At 60.7% G+C, this 17,951-nt stretch carries 18 protein-coding genes; 12 read left to right on the forward strand and 6 right to left on the reverse strand.

Annotated features, from left to right (window positions below; genetic code table 11):
* Positions 1 to 54 precede the first annotated feature (54 nt).
* From pgeF to J5289_RS14080, 4 genes are all read left to right on the forward strand, one after another.
* Positions 55 to 852 (forward strand): peptidoglycan editing factor PgeF, encoded by a 798-nt coding sequence (pgeF, locus tag J5289_RS14065; RefSeq protein ID WP_142823327.1) that lies wholly within the window; start codon positions 55 to 57, stop codon positions 850 to 852.
* A gap of 1 nt (position 853) precedes the next feature.
* Positions 854 to 2,005, forward strand: coding sequence for a Xaa-Pro peptidase family protein (locus J5289_RS14070; protein ID WP_142823328.1), 1,152 nt, complete (start codon positions 854 to 856; stop codon positions 2,003 to 2,005).
* Between the two features lie 95 nt (positions 2,006 to 2,100).
* A complete protein-coding gene (locus J5289_RS14075; protein WP_209184316.1) occupies positions 2,101 to 2,994 on the forward strand; it encodes a hypothetical protein in 894 nt (297 codons plus the stop codon).
* A gap of 105 nt (positions 2,995 to 3,099) precedes the next feature.
* Positions 3,100 to 4,032 carry a ribose-phosphate pyrophosphokinase gene (locus J5289_RS14080; protein ID WP_142823330.1) on the forward strand — a complete coding sequence of 311 codons (933 nt, stop codon included), beginning with the start codon at positions 3,100 to 3,102 and terminating at the stop codon, positions 4,030 to 4,032.
* A gap of 28 nt (positions 4,033 to 4,060) precedes the next feature.
* Here J5289_RS14080 and J5289_RS14085 read toward each other — a convergent pair whose 3' ends face one another.
* From J5289_RS14085 to J5289_RS14100, 4 genes are all read right to left on the reverse strand, one after another.
* Positions 4,061 to 4,447 (reverse strand): DUF779 domain-containing protein, encoded by a 387-nt coding sequence (locus tag J5289_RS14085; protein ID WP_142823331.1) that lies wholly within the window; start codon positions 4,445 to 4,447, stop codon positions 4,061 to 4,063.
* Between the two features lie 76 nt (positions 4,448 to 4,523).
* A complete protein-coding gene (gene adh / locus J5289_RS14090) occupies positions 4,524 to 6,032 on the reverse strand; it encodes an aldehyde dehydrogenase (RefSeq protein WP_209184317.1) in 1,509 nt (502 codons plus the stop codon).
* A 245-nt stretch (positions 6,033 to 6,277) separates the two neighbouring features.
* On the reverse strand, positions 6,278 to 7,237 hold the full coding sequence (locus tag J5289_RS14095) for a helix-turn-helix domain-containing protein (RefSeq protein ID WP_209184318.1): 960 nt from the start codon (positions 7,235 to 7,237) through the stop codon (positions 6,278 to 6,280).
* Positions 7,238 to 7,356: 119 nt separating this feature from the next.
* A complete protein-coding gene (locus tag J5289_RS14100) occupies positions 7,357 to 8,811 on the reverse strand; it encodes a hypothetical protein (protein ID WP_209184319.1) in 1,455 nt (484 codons plus the stop codon).
* Positions 8,812 to 9,248: 437 nt separating this feature from the next.
* On the opposite strand from J5289_RS14100, the gene J5289_RS14105 reads away from it, so the two are divergent.
* The 5 genes from J5289_RS14105 to J5289_RS14125 all read left to right on the forward strand — a co-directional run bounded on the left by J5289_RS14105 (position 9,249) and on the right by J5289_RS14125 (position 14,495).
* Entirely contained in the window at positions 9,249 to 9,869 is a 621-nt protein-coding gene (locus J5289_RS14105) for a 50S ribosomal protein L25/general stress protein Ctc (protein WP_142823335.1), read from the forward strand.
* Between the two features lie 232 nt (positions 9,870 to 10,101).
* Entirely contained in the window at positions 10,102 to 12,468 is a 2,367-nt protein-coding gene (locus tag J5289_RS14110; RefSeq protein WP_209184320.1) for a bifunctional diguanylate cyclase/phosphodiesterase, read from the forward strand.
* A 23-nt stretch (positions 12,469 to 12,491) separates the two neighbouring features.
* Complete coding sequence (locus J5289_RS14115) at positions 12,492 to 13,208, forward strand: substrate-binding periplasmic protein (protein ID WP_374108278.1); 717 nt, start codon at positions 12,492 to 12,494, stop codon at positions 13,206 to 13,208.
* Between the two features lie 94 nt (positions 13,209 to 13,302).
* On the forward strand, positions 13,303 to 14,037 hold the full coding sequence (gene pth, locus J5289_RS14120; RefSeq protein ID WP_209184322.1) for an aminoacyl-tRNA hydrolase: 735 nt from the start codon (positions 13,303 to 13,305) through the stop codon (positions 14,035 to 14,037).
* Positions 14,034 to 14,495, forward strand: a complete 462-nt coding sequence (locus J5289_RS14125) for a GNAT family N-acetyltransferase (protein ID WP_209184323.1) — start codon at positions 14,034 to 14,036, stop codon at positions 14,493 to 14,495. Before pth ends, J5289_RS14125 begins: the two co-directional genes overlap by 4 nt.
* A gap of 44 nt (positions 14,496 to 14,539) precedes the next feature.
* Here the strand turns inward: J5289_RS14125 and clpS are convergent, their stop codons facing one another.
* A complete protein-coding gene (clpS, locus tag J5289_RS14130) occupies positions 14,540 to 14,851 on the reverse strand; it encodes an ATP-dependent Clp protease adapter ClpS (RefSeq protein ID WP_209206499.1) in 312 nt (103 codons plus the stop codon).
* A 361-nt stretch (positions 14,852 to 15,212) separates the two neighbouring features.
* On the opposite strand from clpS, the gene ychF reads away from it, so the two are divergent.
* The 3 genes from ychF to J5289_RS14145 are packed head-to-tail and all read left to right on the forward strand — an operon-like array spanning position 15,213 to position 17,292.
* Positions 15,213 to 16,316, forward strand: coding sequence for a redox-regulated ATPase YchF (ychF, locus tag J5289_RS14135; RefSeq protein WP_209184324.1), 1,104 nt, complete (start codon positions 15,213 to 15,215; stop codon positions 16,314 to 16,316).
* Positions 16,317 to 16,357: 41 nt separating this feature from the next.
* Complete coding sequence (locus J5289_RS14140; protein ID WP_209184325.1) at positions 16,358 to 16,828, forward strand: MaoC family dehydratase; 471 nt, start codon at positions 16,358 to 16,360, stop codon at positions 16,826 to 16,828.
* Positions 16,825 to 17,292, forward strand: a complete 468-nt coding sequence (locus J5289_RS14145) for a MaoC family dehydratase (RefSeq protein ID WP_209184326.1) — start codon at positions 16,825 to 16,827, stop codon at positions 17,290 to 17,292. The genes J5289_RS14140 and J5289_RS14145 overlap by 4 nt, the downstream gene beginning before the upstream one ends.
* Before the next feature lie 27 nt (positions 17,293 to 17,319).
* Here J5289_RS14145 and J5289_RS14150 read toward each other — a convergent pair whose 3' ends face one another.
* Positions 17,320 to 17,862, reverse strand: coding sequence for an adenine phosphoribosyltransferase (locus J5289_RS14150; protein WP_209184327.1), 543 nt, complete (start codon positions 17,860 to 17,862; stop codon positions 17,320 to 17,322).
* Positions 17,863 to 17,951 lie beyond the last annotated feature (89 nt).

Genomic DNA, 17,951 nt, shown 5'->3' on the forward strand with positions numbered 1-17,951 from the left:
GAAGCAGCGGACCGCACGCCAGGCAACGGCTGCGCAAGCCAGACGAAACCGGACGTGAAGGACGACTCATTGCTGCAACCCCTGGAAAGCCCGCTGCTGGCGGCAATCGGCCGTCCCGGCATCCGCCACGGCTACTTTACCCGACAAGGCGGCGTCTCCGAGGGTATCTATCGTGGCCTCAATGTCGGACTCGGCTCCCGCGATGAGCGGGCTGCGGTCGAGGAAAACCGCCATCGGGTCGCTGCGTGGTTCGGCCAGCCGGTCGAAAGGCTCGCCACCGTCCATCAAATCCACTCCGCCGACGTCGTTACCATCGATGCCGGCTATGACGGCACAAGACAGCAGGCCGACGCGCTGGTGACAGCCGTGCCCGGCATAGTGCTCGGCGTGCTGGCAGCCGATTGCGGCCCGATCCTTTTTGCCGATGCCAAGAACCGGGTGATCGGTGCAGCCCACGCGGGATGGAAGGGTGCGCTGACAGGCGTACTCGAAAACACCATCGACGCGATGGTGTCGCTTGGCGCAGAGCGCAGATCGATCGTTGCCTGCCTCGGCCCGTCGATCAGCAGCAGCAGCTACGAAGTCGGCCCGGAGTTCGTCGAACGCTTCCTCGCCCATGATCCGGCCTACACGCGCTATTTCTCGGGGTCGGCCAATCAGGGCCACGCGATGTTCGACCTGCCGGCCCTCACCATCGACCGGTTGACGGCAGCCGGCGTCACGGCCGAAAGCCTGGGCCTTTGCACCTACCCCGATGCCGACCGCTTTTTTTCCTACCGCCGCACGACCCATGAGCGCCAGGAAGACTATGGCCGGCAGATCTCAGCCATCGCAATCGAGGACACGTTTTAACATGGCCCTGCACTTCGAACGCACCGAATTCGCCGACCGCCTCGCAAGGTTGACGGCAAAGATGGAAGAGGAGAAGCTCGACGCGATGCTGCTCTTTGCCCAGGAGAGCATGTACTGGCTGACAGGCTACGATACCTTCGGCTACTGCTTCTTCCAGACGCTGGTGGTAAAGGCGGACGGCACCATGACGTTGCTGACCCGCTCGGCAGACCTGCGCCAGGCGCGCCAGACGTCCATCATCGAGGACATCCACATCTGGGTCGACCGCATCAACGCCGACCCGACGCTCGATCTGAAGAACCTGCTGAGCGAAATGGACCTGCTCGGCGCCCGCATCGGCGTCGAATACGATACGCACGGCATGACCGGCCGCGTCGCACGCCTGCTCGACGATCAGCTGACATCGTTCGCCCAGCTGGTCGATGCTTCCTACCTCGTCGGCCGTCTCCGGTTGGTAAAGAGCCCGACCGAACTTGCCTATGTCGAGCGCGCGGCAGCCCTTGCCGACGATGCGCTGGATGCGGCGCTGGCATTGACCGGGCCCGGCGGCGATGAAGCCGCGATCCTTGCAGCCATGCAGGGAGCGGTATTTTCCGGCGGAGGCGACTATCCGGCCAACGAATTCATCATCGGCTCCGGCATCGATGCCCTTCTCTGCCGCTACAAGGCGGGCCGTCGCAAGCTGGATGCCAACGACCAACTGACGCTGGAGTGGGCCGGTACCTACGCCCACTACCATGCTGCCATGATGCGCACGATCGTCGTGGGCGAGCCGACACATCGCCACCGCGAGCTGTTCAGCGCCTGCCTCGAAACTATCCAGGCCATCGAGACCGTGATGAAGCCGGGCCATAACTTTGGCGACGTGTTCGACATGCATGCGAGGATCATGGACGAGCGCGGCCTGGCGCGGCACCGGCTCAACGCCTGCGGCTATTCCCTCGGCGCCCGCTTCTCGCCCTCCTGGATGGAACAGCAGATGTTCCACATCGGCAATCCGCAGGAGATCGAGCCCGGCATGTCGCTGTTCGTTCACATGATCATCATGGATTCCGACACCGGCACGGCGATGACCCTCGGCCAGACCTACCTGACGACCGCGGACGCTCCCAAAACTCTTTCGCGCCATCCGCTCGAATTTCTTAACCGGTAGGGGCGTATCCTGTTTCCTTGAGCGGGAACGTGGATCAAGCCGATGCTGTCCAGTCACCCGCCGGCTCAACCGGGCGATGAAGGGACGCAGGAACCATGGTGTCTGTCAGGTCGATACCGATCATCGTGGTCGCATTCGCGACCTTGTCCGCCTGTAACACGACCGACGCGCTGACACCTCGGGTCGGTATCGGCGACGATGTCGCCTCCGCCCCGGTCACCCAGCGCGAGGTCGAGCGGATGGCGGCGGCGCCTCACCAGCCGACTTACGGCGCCCAGACCCGGGACAGCTATCAATCCAGCTACCAGCAGCAGGGCTACAGCACCACCGGCAGTTCATCCGCAACGCTGGATGAGCAGGCCGATGCGCTGCGCAGCGGCGGCCGCAACCCGGTTGCGTCCAAGCCGCTCCACGATAGCATGTCGCAAGGTCACGATGACGCGGAAAATTCCCTGCCGTCGCAATCCGACGAGCAACGCGAGGCCGAGCGCCGACTGAGCGACCCGCAGCCTGCGCAAGAGCAACAACAGGCCGCCGAGCAGAGCGATCAATCCGACGCCGGGCAACAACAGCCCGATGGCGAGCAGCAGCAAGCATCGCTGCCGCCGGCTGCAGCGAGCGACGGCAACACCATCCGCTTCCTGCCGATCATCGGAGGACCGGTTGAGGCCGTCACGCCCCTGTCGCGACAGCTGGGCGTTGAGGCGCGCGCCAACGGGCTGACGATCAAGGGATCGGGCGACACCGCCGCCGCCTACATTCTGAAAGGCTACCTCACGACCTTTGCAGACGGCCCCCAGATCACCGTCTCCTACGTCTGGGACGTGCTGGACAGCACTGGCGGACGCCTGCACCGTATCCAGGGCACGGAGAGCGTACCGCTGAAGCGCGGCGATCCGTGGGCCGCTGTTCCGCCCTCCGTCATGCAGAAAATCGCCTCGAAGACGATCGCCGAATTCAATGGCTGGCGCCAGACACGCGGTGGATAGCATCCCCCCTACACACAATTCTGGGCTTCACTTGTCCTAAGCCCTTGCATTCGAGACCGGGGCGGTTAAAAGCGCGGCTATCAAACTGGAAATGGGCGGACCAAAATGAAGGTTTTCGCAGGGAACTCGAACCGGCAACTTGCCGAAGCGATCTGCAATTATCTCAACGTGCCCTTGGGCAGGGCAACTGTCCGCAGGTTCGCAGACCAGGAGATCTTCGTCGAGATCCAGGAAAACGTCCGCGGCGAGGACGTCTTCCTTGTACAGTCTACTTCATATCCTGCTAATGATCACCTGATGGAACTGCTGATCATGATCGACGCAATGCGTCGGTCTTCCGCTCGGCGCATTACTGCCGTTCTTCCCTATTTCGGTTATGCCCGCCAAGACCGCAAGCCCGGTCCGCGCACGCCCATTTCTGCGAAGCTGGTGGCCAACCTAATCACCGAGGCCGGGGCTGACCGTGTTCTCACACTCGACCTTCACGCCGGGCAAATTCAGGGCTTCTTCGACATCCCGACAGACAATCTTTACGCCTTGCCAATCCTGACGCGGGACATCAAGGCGCATTACGACATCAGCAACATCACTGTTGTTTCCCCTGATGTCGGCGGCGTAGTTCGCGCACGGGCGCTTGCCAAAAGATTGGACTGTCTGCTCGCGATCGTTGACAAGCGGCGCGACCGCCCGGGCGAATCCGAAGTGATGAACATCATCGGCGACGTCCATGGCAAAGATTGCATCTTGATCGACGATATTGTTGATTCCGGCGGTACGCTAGTCAACGCCGCCGAAGCATTGTTGAAGAACGGCGCCCTTAGTGTAACCGCTTACATTACCCATGGGGTGTTGTCCGGTGGCGCCGTCACGCGCGTGACATCGTCGAAACTGAAAGAGCTGGTCATCACCGACTCGATCCAGCCGACGACAGCTGTACAGTCTGCCCACAACATCCGCGTCATCTCGACGGCGAGCCTCATGGGCGAGGCGATAAACCGGACCAGCCTGGAAGAATCGGTTTCCAGCCTGTTCGACTGAGACTGCTGTCACCTCGAAGCCATCGTTCCTAGACCCTTTTCACCAAGGGGATCGCGCAGGCTTCGCCTCCGTCGAACATTCGTGAGCGCGTCAAAAACCTTTTCTCGCGGCCATTGTCGAGCGAGAACATGCCGCCCCTGCCCGGCACCACGTCGATGATCAGCTGCGTGTGCCGCCAGGCTTCGAACTGGCTGCCGGATATGTAGACCGGGACGCCGCCGATCTCGCCGAGCTTCACGTCATGATCCCCGATCATGAATTCCTCCACCGGGTAGCACATCGGCGACGATCCATCGCAGCAGCCGCCGGACTGGTGGAAGAGCACGTGGGGATGGTCGACCTGGATTTCGCGGATCAACTCCAGCGCCGCATCGGTCGCCAGAACCCGCGGTTCGCCATTGATTGTTTCGGACATCTCGCCTCCTGCGAACGCATTGCCCTCCCCCCTTGTCAGGGAGAGGGCCGATACCTTCAGCCATTCGACATGGCTCTCAGAAGAAACCGAGAGCCTTTGTGCTGTAGCTCACCAGCATGTTCTTGGTCTGCTGGTAGTGATCGAGCATCATCTTGTGGTTTTCACGGCCGACGCCCGATTGCTTGTAACCGCCGAATGCCGCATGGGCCGGATAGGCGTGGTAGCAGTTGGTCCAGACACGTCCCGCCTGGATCTCGCGGCCAAAACGGTAGCAACGGTTGGCGTCACGGCTCCAGACACCAGCACCGAGGCCGTACAGCGTGTCGTTGGCGATCTCTAGCGCTTCCTTGTCGTCCTTGAATGTCGTCACCGAGACCACGGGGCCGAAGATCTCTTCCTGGAACACCCGCATCTTGTTGTGGCCCTTGAAGATCGTTGGCTTGACATAGAAACCGTTGGCGAGTTCGCCGCCGAGGTCGTTGCGCGAGCCGCCAGTCAGCACTTCCGCGCCTTCCTGCCGGCCGATGTCCAGATAGGCCAGGATCTTTTCCAGCTGCTCGCTGGATGCCTGCGCGCCGATCATCGTGGCGCTGTCAAGCGGATTGCCCTGCTTGATCGCCTCTACGCGCTTGACGGCCTTTTCCATGAACCGGTCATAGATGGATTCCTGGATCAGCGCCCGGCTGGGGCATGTGCAGACTTCGCCCTGGTTGAGCGCGAACATCGCAAAGCCTTCCAGCGCCTTGTCGAGGAAATCGTCGTCCTGCGACATGACGTCGTCGAAGAAGATGTTCGGCGACTTGCCGCCCAGTTCCAGCGTCACGGGGATGAGGTTCTGGCTGGCATATTGCATGATCAGCCGGCCTGTCGAGGTTTCGCCGGTAAAGGCGATCTTGGCGATGCGCGGGCTGGTGGCCAGCGGCTTGCCAGCTTCGAGGCCAAAGCCATTGACGATGTTGAGAACGCCGGCAGGAAACAGGTCGCCGACCAGCTCGGCCCAGATCAGCAGCGACGCCGGCGTTTGTTCGGCAGGCTTGATGACCACGCAATTGCCGGCGGCAAGCGCCGGCGCGAGCTTCCACGCGGCCATCAGGATCGGAAAGTTCCATGGAATGATCTGGCCGACGACACCGAGCGGTTCATGAAAATGGTAGGCGACGGTGTCGTGGTCGATCTCGCCGATCGAGCCTTCTTGTGCACGGATGCAGGCTGCGAAATAGCGGAAATGGTCGATCGCCAGCGGAATGTCGGCCGCCATGGTTTCGCGGATCGGCTTGCCGTTATCCCAGGTCTCGGCCTTGGCGAGCAGCTCGAGATTGTCCTCCATACGCTGCGCCACCTTCATCAGGATGTTCGAGCGCTCCGTGGTGGACGTCTTGCCCCAGCTATCCTTGGCGGCATGGGCGGCGTCGAGGGCGGCGTTGATATCCTTCTCGTCGGAGCGGGGAATTTCGCAGAGCTTGCCGCCGGTCACGGGCGTGGTGTTGTCGAAGTATTTTCCGGAGATCGGCTCGCGCCACTGGCCACCGATGTAGTTGCCGTATTTCAGCTTGAACGGCGACTCGACGATTTTCTGATGCAGCATGTCATTCTCCCTGGGTGAACTGATCCTGCGGATCGATGGGAGGAACCTGCACCCGGAAAGGCGCCTGAGGTAGAGCCGGCAATCAATGCCGCAGTGCACAGTGTTTCACTTGTGAGACAAGATGGTGCCTATGCGACAGGCAAACGATCACACGATAGGCAACATCTACCCGGTCGGCTCGATCCACACAGCCTCTTGAGACTGCGTTCGAGCCGTATTGCCCATCGTCACCTCCGAATGAAATGTCAGTGAAGCGCGAGCTTCTTCATCTTGCGGTGCATCGTCGCGCGACTGATGCCGAGCTGCTGGGCTGCCTGGGAGACGTTGCCGTGGTTGCGCGACAGCACGCGGCGCAGGGCTGCGCGTTCGGCCTCCATGAGGTCTGCGCCATCGTCGCTGCGGTCCTCGTGCAAGGCATCGGATGCCGGCAGTCCAGCCTTTATCCGGGCATCGTCGAGTTTGAGCGCCAGCCTTGCAGCGCGGGTGGCGCCGAGAATGAGGTCGTCCTTGTCGACGGCCAGAAGCGCTGCCGCCGGATTGCTGCCGCTTGGAACCATGACGATCCGGGAGCCGCGAAACGCGCTGCGGAAGAGATTGGTCTCGATGCGCAGCGCGGCATCGCGCACCGCCTGCGACAGGATGGCCAGCGCCATTTCGTTGACGTCCTCGCGGCAGGTCGAAATATCGAGCGCGGCCGTCAGCTGCCCGCGATGGTCGCGGATCGGCGCGGACGTACAGCTGAGATTGATGTTCGAAGAGAGAAAATGTTGGTCGCGGTACACGGTCACCGAACGCTCGTCGGCGAGTGCCGTGCCGATGCCATTGGTCCCGGCACTGGCCTCGCTCCAGACGGCGCCAGGCCAAAGCCCGAGGCTGCGAAAATCCTTGTCCTCGCTGCCGGTTCCGCGCCGCTCCAGCGCAACGCCCTTGCTGTCGGTGAGAAGCAGGCAACAGCCGGCCTTGCCGACCGTCAGGAACAGGCGGTCGAGCTCGTCGGTCGCTTCGACGATGAGTTGCGCCGATTGCTCCCTTGCCAGCCGGAACTCCTCATCCGTCAGCCGCAACGGTGCGCGGTTCTGCTCCGGCGCCAGCTGATACATCGACATGCAGCGGTGCCAGGAGGCTATAATCGGCGAACTCGCCGCAGCCGATTTCAGCTGCGCGCTGGCGTAGACCCGCTCCGCATGAGCCATCTCATTGTGCATGCGCCCCTCCCAAGGCTTCGAAGCTGAAATCTTCGCGCGAAACGCCGGCAAGCGCAATGCCTAAGTGCAGCAGGCAGATGGTATCGGACCTTGCAGGCAAGCTCCGCCAAAAGCCGTCGTCATTTTGCCGGGGTGATCACCTGGCCATTGACGGTGAAGGCGCCATCCTCGGTCACCGTGACATCCCAACGCTGCCGGCCGTCCGGATCGGTCTTGGCAAACCCCTTCGCCATCATCATCCCGAAAGAAATCTGGTTGAGCTCAGCGTCGGTCTTTGCGGCATTCTGGACGAAGGCAATAGTCTTGTCGTAGTCGCGGGCAAGCACGCTCATCTGCAACGCGTAGCGATTGGTTTGCTGGAGATTGGAGACAACCTTGCCGGAGACGGCGATATCATAAACGCTGGAAACCGCGCTGATCTCGGGGAAATCGATCGTCAGCTTGTCGTTTGGAAAGATGGCACTGCCGATCTTCCGGCCGCTTTCGGTGGACAGGCCCTCCGGCGTCGAGAAATCGGTGTTCAGCAGTATGTCGGCAGCCGCCGCGAAGTTCATGTCGGGGATACCGACTTCCACCACGGTCGTGTCGGGCACCAGCGCCTCGTAGCCCTCTGGCACCAGGCCGGAAGCAAGCTTCAGCTTTTCCGCCCTCAGCCCGAAGCCGATGCTGGACGCTTCGGTCAGGCCGTTCATCTTGAAGGAGTAGGTGAGCTTGTCCAGCGACGCCGTCCCGACATCGGTCAGTACCGAGAGATTGCTGGCGACGGCGGTTTCCTCGAGCGAGCCGAACAGCGGCAGCGCATTGCGCACCAGCGTCTGGAATTTTTCGCCACCGCGCTTCGACAGCTTCTTGGCTTCGGCGTGTTCGAAAACAAAGCGGATGAGATCGCGCAATGCATTGATCGGTACGCCGGTCGCCTTGGCGTCGAATGTCATATTGTCCGCCTTGATCTCGGCATTGCCCGAGGCCTGGCCAGCGATCTTCTCGTAAAAGCTGGGCATCGCGCCGCTGGCGAGCATATCGACGGTGCCCGGCCTTGCCGTATCGATGGACGAGAACTTGTAGGTCATGCCGGCAGCGCCAGCCTCGACCTTCTGAGCCCCTGAGATCGAGGACATTCTGAAGTCCCTCGCCGTCGCATCCAGCGAGCGCATGTAACTGATCGCAGGATCGAACACCCCGCTATAGACCATCGACCCCATCTGATATTGGATATCGGTCGCCGGCCCGTCGCCCAGCTTGGAATGAGCGGAAATATCGAGGGAATTGTCGCCATCGATGTTCCACAAGCCCTTCTCCGCAGGCGCCGCGAACATCGTGAGCGGCTTAAGGCCGGAAATCGTGAAATCAGGGGAAGGAAACCGGTCGAGCAACTTCGTGAGGTCGTAGGTAACCTCGTAACGATTGCCTACCGGCTTGACGGAGAGGAACGTGCTGGCGACATCGTGGGGAAGGAACGCGCTGAGCGAGTTACGCAGATCCTTGGCACCCTGCTCGTTCACCTCGGCGCCGTAGGATGCGCCCGAAAGACCGGTTGTCAGAACGATTGCAGCAGCGATGGTCCGGTAACGCATAACAACTCTCCCTATGCCGTTGCACCGGGCGACTGTGAAAGACGACGCTACAACCTGTCAACCGTCGATCCGCTGAAACCCCAACCGCCTCCGATATTATCCCGTGTGCCGCGGATCGGTTCTGAACTTCGGTGAATGCCCAAGTCTCGCATTTCGGAGAAACCGTAACCGATTTTCCGTAGAATACCCGGCGCAAATAGCCTGACATTCCCGCCTCCAGAAGACGAGGCCAAACCGCTTTTCGGCATCAATATCGCGCTTTCGTCGCGATGCGGCCGGTAGTCTTGCGTTTTACAGTCTTTTGCCCTATACGCCACGCGTCCGCGCAGACACCCTTGGAGGCAATGCGGATGGGGCCGGTTTCGGCCGTCCTCCGGTCTTGCCACGCGGTTCACCGCAAAGGCCAAGACTCTCCAGTAATCTTGAAAGGAATTGCCATGAGCAACCAAAGCTATCAGCTCAAGGCCGACGCACGCGAACGGGTCGGTAAGGGGTCCGCCCGTGAACTTCGCCGCAAAGGTCTCATTCCTGCTGTCATCTATGGCGACAAGCAGGCTCCCGTTTCCATCACCTTGAACACTAATGAAGTCACCAAGCGCGTTCACGCCGGTGGCTTCCTGACAACGATCGTAACGGTCGAAGTCGACGGCAAGTCCTACCGCGTCCTGCCGAAGGACTACCAGCTCGACCCGGTCCGTGACTTCGTTCTGCACGTCGATTTTCTGCGCGTCTCCGGCAACACCCAGGTGACCGTTGAAATCCCGGTTCACTTCCTCAACGACGACAAGGCCCCTGGCATCAAGGTCGGCGGCGTTCTCAACATCGTTCGCCACGCCGTTGAAGTTACCTGCCCTGCCGACAAGATCCCGGAATCCTTCTCGGTCGACCTGACCGGCCTGAAGATCGGTGACAGCATCCACATTTCGGACGTTACACTGCCGAAGGATGTACAGCCTGTGATCACCGATCGTGACTTCACGATTGCCACGATCGTTCCGCCGGTAGTCGACGTCGTTGAAGACGAAACGACAGAAGAAGAAGGCACTTCGGAAGAGTAAGCTTTTCCGAAAACGTCGAAGAGATCAGAACCCGCCATCCTCAACGGACGGCGGGTTTTTTCGTGCCTGCAACCAAGTTGGGACCATTGGCCTCGGGCACCGCAGTACCACACCGTTAACCCCGCCGTTTCAGCAACCCTTAACAAATCTGTGAAACTTTACGCCACAGAGTTGCAGCCGTCCGATCGACATCGCTCGAGCGCCACCTCAACCAGGGGAAGATTCGGACGCGATGAACAATTCCGTCGAAAACAGGTTTTTTGCGATCGTCTGCGGCGCCCTTCTGGTCTTCGTCGCACCGCTGTTCGTGCTGTTCCTGTTTCTCTCGTCGGAACGCGCCGAGAAGGAAATCCGCGATCACATCACGGTCTTGCTGGCCGCCAATGCACAGGCGCTTGCCAAGCCTCTCTGGGATCTGGACGAGGATACCATCACCCAGGTCAGCGCCACCACCGTCTCCGAGGGCGAGCAGGTTCAGGTCAATGTCCGCGATACATCCGGCCAGTTGGACATCACCCAGTCGACCATTCCCAAATCCTTCGACGGCAAGCTGGAATCGATCTCCCGCGCCATCACCTACAACACGGTGGACGGCAAGAAGACACTCGGCACCATCACCGTTCTCTACCCGCAACTCGGCATCTTCGACGGCCTGAAGCACGAAGAGATCGTCTTCATCTCGATTTTCATCTTCGCCGTACTGACCGTTTTCGGAACAGCCCTGATCGGCAACCGGATATTCGTCATCCAGCCGCTGATGCGGCTCGCCCATGCCATCGAGGCGACACGCCAGCTCGGCTCCCGCCACCACGTCGACTGGCAGTCGAACGACGAAATGGGACGGCTGGCGCGCAGCTTCAACGAGATGCAGATCAAGCTGGAGCGCGAGGAGACGGAGCTGAAGCTCGCCCATCGCGGCGCAACCGATACCTACAACCTCACCCCCGCCATGCTGTTCTCCCTCGACGAGAACGATTGCATTTCCGCCGTCAGCGATTACTGGCTGGCCGCGACAGGCTACCGAAGGGAGCAGGTGCTCGGCCGCCCCTTCGCCAGCCTGCTGATGGAACAGTCCCGCGAGAAATACATTCAGCGAAAGCAGCAACACGGCCGGGCCGCACCGCAGATCGATGTGACGGTCAAGTTCCCCTGTATCGACGGCCGGATCATGGACCTGCTCATCCTGGAATCGACAGCCGTCAAGGGCGGACGGTCGCTGTCGGTCATGACGGATGTCACCGAACTCAAGCAATCCGAAGACCGCAATCTGCGCCAGGCGATCACCGATCACCTGACCGGCCTCCTGAACCGCCAGGGTTTCGAGACCGCGCTCGATGCCAAGATCAACGAGGCAGACCTGCGTCACCGGGAACTCGCCTGCCTGTTTATCGATCTTGACCGTTTCAAGTGGATCAACGACAATCTCGGCCACGCTGCCGGCGATGCAGCACTGTGCGAACTTGTCGCGCGCCTGCAGGCCCACCTATCGCCGGGTGACATCGCAGCCCGCCTCGGCGGAGACGAATTTGCAATTCTGATCTTGTCCGAAGACGCGGAAGAAAAGGCACTCGCCATGGCAGCCAGCGTCGCAGAGATCTTTGCAGCCCCGTTCGTCGGCGACGCCCGCCTGAGCGCCAGCATCGGTATCGCTATCTATCCGCGCCACGCTGCCAACGCCTCCGAATTGCTGCAGAAGTCCGACATGGCGATGTATGCCAAGAAACGCGAGGGCAAAAATGGCGCGCAGATCTTCGACAACAGCATGCTGGACGACGCACGCGGCCGCGCCGAGGTCGAAACCTTCATCGAGACTGGGCTGACCGAAGACTGGTTCGAGGCTTACCTGCAGCCGATCGTCAACATCGAGGATCGCGCGATCGCCGGCTTCGAGGCGCTCATGCGCCTGCATCATCCGCAGAAGGGCATCCTGCCGCCAAAGCCGATCATCGATATCGCCGAGGAAACGGGATCCATCATCCGCATCGGAACGCGGATCATGGAAAAAGCCATCGCCAACCTCGCCCGCATTTCCAAGCTCGACGGGATGCAGGATGTCTATCTCGCGATCAACTTCTCGCCACTGCAGTTCGAGCCGGCACTGCCCGCCCTGATCGCCGGTTTGCTGATGCGCCACGAAATCAAGCCACAGCGGATCGTTATCGAGATCACCGAGGCGGTCCTGATGGACGACAATCCCGAGGTCCGCAACATCATCAACGAGATCTGCAGTTTCGGATGTCGCATCGCACTGGACGATTTCGGGACGGGCTATTCGTCGCTGAGCTACATCAATCGATTTCCAGTCGACATCATCAAGATCGACCAGTCGTTCACCAAGGCCATCAACGACGCGTCTCCGGACGTCCGTCGCAAAAGCCGGATGCTGGTCGAAAGCATCACGACCCTGTCGCACAAGATGAACTGTACGGTGATCGCAGAAGGAATAGAGACCGAAGACGAGTGTGCGACGCTGATCGCCATGGGTATCGACTATGGCCAGGGCTATCTCTTCCACAGGCCACAGCATCCGGATGCGCTGATGGAAACGCTGGCGGGCCGCATGCCCGGCGGTCGCGGCAGCATGGCCATCGCATCCTGAACCTCGCGCGGGAGAAGCCCATGATCAAAATGCTTTTGCCTCTCCTGATCGCCTCCCATCTCACCGTCACGGCCGAGGCGCAGACCGTATCCTTCGTGACAGAAGAATATCCGCCCTTCAGCTACCGCGAAGGAAGCGACATCAAGGGCGCTGCCGTCGACCAGATCAAGCTGCTGATGCGCGGATTGAACGACTTTACCATCGATGTCGTCCCTTGGGCTCGCGCCTATTCACAAGCCCGCACCACACCGATGAACTGCGTATTTGCAACTGCCCATACAACCGAGCGCGACGCCCTGTTCAAATGGGTGGAGCCGCTGCTGATCGACCGCAATTTTCTCGTCAAGCATACCGGCACCGCGGTAAACGCTGCAACCCTCGAGCAAGCAAGGCAGTTTTCCGTCGGTACCTGGCGCGAGGACTATACGGAGACCCTGCTGCGCAATCTCGATTTCCCGAAGATCGACGTTGCCACCACCATGTCGGCGACGCTGAAAAAACTGATGAACGACCGCATCGACATGATGCCGCTGTCAGAACCTTACATGGACAAGCTGATCAAGGAGGGCAAGCCGCTGGAGCGCGTCGTCCTCTTATCGCGCCAGGTGATTGGCATCGCCTGCCACAAGGATTTTCCGGAGGATTTGCGCCAGAAGATGCAGGTTGCCTTGACCGCACTGATCGCCGACGGAACGCAGAAGCAACTCTTCCAGCAATACGGCATGGCGCTCGAAAACTAACGCTTGGCCCACTCACCCGTCAGAAAATCCGTCTTGACTTGACGACCCATTCGCGTCGATGAACGGCTCCGTCATCTGCGAAAGGACGACAGCCATGCTTCTTATCGCCGGCCTCGGCAATCCCGGCCCCCAGTACAAAGCCAATCGCCACAACATCGGCTTCATGGCTGTCGATGCCATCCACCGTCGCCACAGCTTCTCGCCCTGGACGAAGAAGTTCAAGGCCGTCATTGCCGAAGGTGAACTCGATGGCCAGAAGGTGCTGCTGATCAAGCCGCAAACGTTCATGAACCTGTCGGGCGAGTCCGTCGCCGAGGCGATGCGCTTCTACAAGCTGCAGCCCGCAGATCTCGTCGTCATCTACGATGAACTCGATCTCGTTCCGGGCCGCGCACGGCTGAAGACGGGCGGCGGCCATGGCGGCCACAACGGCATCAAGTCTATCGACGCGCATGCCGGGCGAGAATATCGCCGCCTTCGTCTCGGCATCGGCCATCCCGGCGTCAAGGACCTGGTACAGAGCTATGTGCTCGGCGACTTCGCCAAGTCCGACAAGACCTGGCTCGAGCCGCTCCTGGAGACGCTGGCCGATCACGCCGACATGCTGGTGCGCAACGAGGATTCGCAGCTGATGAACAAGCTGGCACTCGCTGTCGGCGACAAGTCGTCGGAAGAAAAGGCACCGAAGCTGGCCGCATCGGGAAAGCCATCAGGCCAGTCGCATATCCGCGCTGCACGCAATTTCAACCAGCCCAAGGCCCTGCCGACGACCGGCCCGATGGCGGACATGCTGAAGAAGTTGTTTGGCGGTAAGGACGGCGACCAATGACCGGCAGTGGGGAAGCAGGGTTTGCCGTACGCCAGGCCGAAGCTTCGGACCTTGACCAGCTTCTCGCCCTCTACCGGGAACTAAACCCCGCCGATCCCGAACCGACGGCGGATGCGACGCAGACAGCTTACGCAGAAATGCTGGCGCAGCCGGGCCTCCGCGTCTTTCTTGGGACCGCCGACCATCGACCGGTGTCCACCGCAACGCTTCTGATCGTCCCTAACCTTACCCGTGAAACTCGACCTTACGCTCTCATCGAAAATGTCGTGACGCTGGAGGAGCAGCGCGGCAAAGGTTATGGGCGCACTGTTATCCTGCACGCCATCGATGTCGCCTTTACCGCCGGCTGTTACAAGGTGATGCTGCTGACAGGGCGGCAGCGCGAACATATTCATCGCTTCTATGAAAGCTGCGGCTTCACCCAGAACAAGGCCGGCTTCCAGATCCGCAACGATTGAACGTCAAAAGAGGATAGCCTCCCAGGCAATAATGCTCTCCCCGCCTATTCCTCCGGCTCGGTGGTGAACATCAGCGGGAAGCCGGCTTCCTTGCCGTAGTCGGTGGCTTCCTTGGCCTTGGTCTCTGCAATGTCCTTGGCGCATACGACGATGACGCAGGAACCCAGTTGATGGGCTGTCATCATCATCCTCGCTCCGGTTTCCTCGCTCATGCGGAACACGGCCTTCAGCACCATGATCACGAAGTCGCGCGGCGTAAAATCGTCGTTGATCAGGATGACCTTGTACATCTTGGGCTGCTCAAGCTTGGGCTTGGTCACGGTCTTGGGTTTGAGGTTTGTACTGCTGTCACTCATGGAAAATCCGTCTCCTGAAGACGCCGGAGCTCTGCTGGGCTCGACTTGGCCTTATATTGCGCTGCGACAGGCTGTGTTCAAGCGGACAATGTTCAAGAACGAACATGCGTGTCTTACAAGCTGAGGCCCCTGCTCGATAACCAGCGCGGCCGATGGGCAAACCATAGCGCCCCCGATAGAATCGGCTGGCCTTTTGACGTTATCGCGCCGCCGTTCAATCCCATCGCCTCGCCCTGGATTGTAGGGCAAATCCGCCATACCTTCAAGACAACGGCCCTGCAGGTGCCGAAAGGCTTGACCGCCCTGCTCCTTTATCTCATACGCACAGCCAAACATTTCCAGTAAATCAGGTGTCACAGCCATGGGCTTCAAATGCGGTATCGTCGGCCTTCCGAATGTCGGTAAGTCCACACTCTTCAATGCGCTGACCAAGACGGCGCAGGCTCAGGCGGCCAACTATCCGTTCTGCACCATCGAACCGAACACCGGCGAAGTCGCCGTGCCGGATCCGCGCATGCAGAAGCTGGCCGACATTGCGGGCTCGAAGGAAATCATCCCGACCCGCATTTCCTTCGTCGACATCGCAGGCCTCGTACGCGGAGCCTCCAAGGGCGAAGGCCTCGGCAACAAGTTTCTCGCCAATATCCGCGAAGTCGATGCTGTCGTGCACGTGCTGCGCTGCTTCGAAGACGACGACATCACCCACGTCGAAGGCCGCATCAATCCGGTCGGCGATGCCGAGACAATTGACACGGAACTGATGCTGGCCGATCTCGAGAGCCTGGAGCGCCGCACCGAGCAGACTCGCAAGCGCGCCAAGAGCAACGACAAGGAATCGATGACGCTGTTGCCGATGATGGACGCGTCGCTCGCGCTCCTCAACGAAGGCAAGCCGGTCCGCACCCTGCTGCCGAAACTCGACGCCGAAGAGCTGGAGATCCTGAAGGGGCTGAACCTGCTGACGTCGCACCCGGTACTCTACGTCTGCAACGTCGCCGAAAGCGATGCGGTCAGCGGCAACGCTCACACCAAGGCCGTGGAAGAAATGGCCAAGGCGCAAGGGTCGCAATGCGTCATCATCTCGGCTGCTATCGAATCCGAAGTAGCGCAGCTGCCGGATGAGGAATCCAAGGAGTTCCTGGAGGCCCTCGGTCTAGAGGAAGCCGGTCTCGACCGCCTGATCCGCGCCGGCTACAGCTTGCTCGACCTTATCACCTACTTCACTGTCGGCCCCAAGGAAACGCGCGCCTGGACGATTGCGCGTGGCACGAAGGCACCGGCAGCGGCCGGCGTCATCCACACCGATTTCGAACGCGGCTTCATCCGCGCCTTCACCATCAGCTACGACGACTACATCAACTTCAAGGGTGAAGTCGGCGCCAAGGAAGCTGGAAAGGGCCGCGACGAAGGCAAGGAATACGTGGTCCAGGACGGCGACGTCATCCACTTCCGCTTCAACACCTGATCCGGCGCAAGCCGTATCGCGCGAAACGGGAGGAGACCGCGATGGGTGACGAGAGACTTGCATTCGAAGATTTCACCGTCGGCCGCAGCTTTCCGCTCGGCCCGATGGCGGTGACGTCGGCGGAAATCATCGCATTCGCTGAGGAATTCGATCCGCAGCCGATGCATCTTGATGAGGAAGCCGCCCGCGCCAGCATCCTCGGAGGCCTTGCAGCGTCGGGCTGGCATACCTCGTCGATGTTCATGCGGATGATGTTCGACAGCTTCCTGTGCCGTTCGCTCTCCGAAGGCTCGCCGGGCATCGACCTCATGGAATGGCGCAAGCCGGTCCTCGCCGGCGATACGCTGTCCGGCCGCTCCACGGTGCTCCAGTCCCGTCCCATGCGGTCCCGCCCGGGGATCGGTATCGTCAAATTCCGTCACGAGGTGGAGAACCAGCGCGGCGAGATCGTCAGCCTCGGGGAAAACTCCATCATGTTCCGCATTGAGACTGCGGCGGGGGGTCCGGCATGACCATGGCGGAGACCTATGCCATCGGCCATAAAGTCGATATCGGCACCTACACCTTCGACGCGGATCGCATCGTCGCCTATGCGACGCGCTTTGACCCGCAGCCTTTCCACGTCGATCCGGAAGCGGCGAAACAATCGCTGTTCGGCGGCCTCTGCGCCTCTGGCTGGCATAGCTGCTCGGCCTGGATGAAGACCTTCGTCGCCTTCTGGACCGAAGAGACCGTCCGCCTCGAAAGCCAGGGCCTGACGGCGCCGAAGCTCGGCCCCTCGCCCGGCTTCAAGAACCTGCAATGGCTGCGACCGATCTTTGCCGGCGACACGGTGCGCTATTCGGTGACGCTGTTGTCGAGCCGCAGCCTAGCCTCGCGCCCGGGATGGATCATCAACACCATCCTCTGCGAAGGCGAGAACCAGGACGGCATCCCGGTTCTCCGTTTTGAAAGTGGCGTCCTCGAATTCGAGTGACGAGGCTCTCGACGGCTCGGGAACCGACTAGTGGCCCGAGAATTCCACCAGCGTGTGCACGGCCACATCCAGCGCTTCGAGCTTGCGGCGACCGCCGAGATCCGGCAGGTCGATGACGAAGCAGGCTGCCACCACCTCGGCGCCCATCTGTCGGAGCAACTGCGTCGCCCCGACAGCGGTGCCGCCTGTGGCGATAAGGTCGTCGATGAGGATCAACTGTTCGCCAGGCATGACCGCATCGCGGTGCATCTCCATTTCATCGAGGCCGTATTCGAGGCTGTAGGCGATGCTGACCGTTTCATGGGGCAGCTTGCCCTTCTTGCGGATGGGAATGAACCCGGCAGACAGCTGGTGAGCCACGGCGCCGCCGAGAATGAAGCCACGCGCTTCCATGCCGGCGACCTTGTCGATCTTCATACCGGCACAGATCTGCACGAGTTCATCGACGGCACGCCGGAAAGCACGGGGATTGCCGAGCAGCGTGGTGATGTCACGGAACATGATGCCGGGCTTCGGATAATCCGGGATGGAACGGATCGATCGGATGAGTTCATTGTCACGGGTCGTCATTGGCGAAGGAGCCCTGCTGCTGTTCGTTGCAAAAAGCCACCAATAGGGTGGAGCAGCCAGCCATGTCCAGCCGAAAGCGTAATCGTCAT

The sequence above is a fragment of the Rhizobium sp. B230/85 genome (assembly GCF_019355735.1).
Lineage (GTDB): Bacteria > Pseudomonadota > Alphaproteobacteria > Rhizobiales > Rhizobiaceae > Rhizobium > Rhizobium rhododendri.

Bases quoted from the DNA above. Each gene is read 5' to 3' on its own strand.
- J5289_RS14070 (WP_142823328.1), top strand. From the start codon at position 854: ATGGCCCTGCACTTCGAACGCACCGAATTCGCCGACCGCCTCGCAAGG.
- J5289_RS14075 (WP_209184316.1), top strand. From the start codon at position 2,101: ATGGTGTCTGTCAGGTCGATACCGATCATCGTGGTCGCATTCGCGACC.
- J5289_RS14080 (WP_142823330.1), top strand. From the start codon at position 3,100: ATGAAGGTTTTCGCAGGGAACTCGAACCGGCAACTTGCCGAAGCGATC.
- J5289_RS14085 (WP_142823331.1), bottom strand. From the start codon at position 4,447: ATGTCCGAAACAATCAATGGCGAACCGCGGGTTCTGGCGACCGATGCG.
- adh (WP_209184317.1), bottom strand. From the start codon at position 6,032: ATGCTGCATCAGAAAATCGTCGAGTCGCCGTTCAAGCTGAAATACGGC.
- J5289_RS14095 (WP_209184318.1), bottom strand. From the start codon at position 7,237: ATGCACAATGAGATGGCTCATGCGGAGCGGGTCTACGCCAGCGCGCAG.
- J5289_RS14100 (WP_209184319.1), bottom strand. From the start codon at position 8,811: ATGCGTTACCGGACCATCGCTGCTGCAATCGTTCTGACAACCGGTCTT.
- J5289_RS14105 (WP_142823335.1), top strand. From the start codon at position 9,249: ATGAGCAACCAAAGCTATCAGCTCAAGGCCGACGCACGCGAACGGGTC.
- J5289_RS14110 (WP_209184320.1), top strand. From the start codon at position 10,102: ATGAACAATTCCGTCGAAAACAGGTTTTTTGCGATCGTCTGCGGCGCC.
- pth (WP_209184322.1), top strand. From the start codon at position 13,303: ATGCTTCTTATCGCCGGCCTCGGCAATCCCGGCCCCCAGTACAAAGCC.
- J5289_RS14125 (WP_209184323.1), top strand. From the start codon at position 14,034: ATGACCGGCAGTGGGGAAGCAGGGTTTGCCGTACGCCAGGCCGAAGCT.
- clpS (WP_209206499.1), bottom strand. From the start codon at position 14,851: ATGAGTGACAGCAGTACAAACCTCAAACCCAAGACCGTGACCAAGCCC.
- ychF (WP_209184324.1), top strand. From the start codon at position 15,213: ATGGGCTTCAAATGCGGTATCGTCGGCCTTCCGAATGTCGGTAAGTCC.
- J5289_RS14140 (WP_209184325.1), top strand. From the start codon at position 16,358: ATGGGTGACGAGAGACTTGCATTCGAAGATTTCACCGTCGGCCGCAGC.
- J5289_RS14145 (WP_209184326.1), top strand. From the start codon at position 16,825: ATGACCATGGCGGAGACCTATGCCATCGGCCATAAAGTCGATATCGGC.
- J5289_RS14150 (WP_209184327.1), bottom strand. From the start codon at position 17,862: ATGACGACCCGTGACAATGAACTCATCCGATCGATCCGTTCCATCCCG.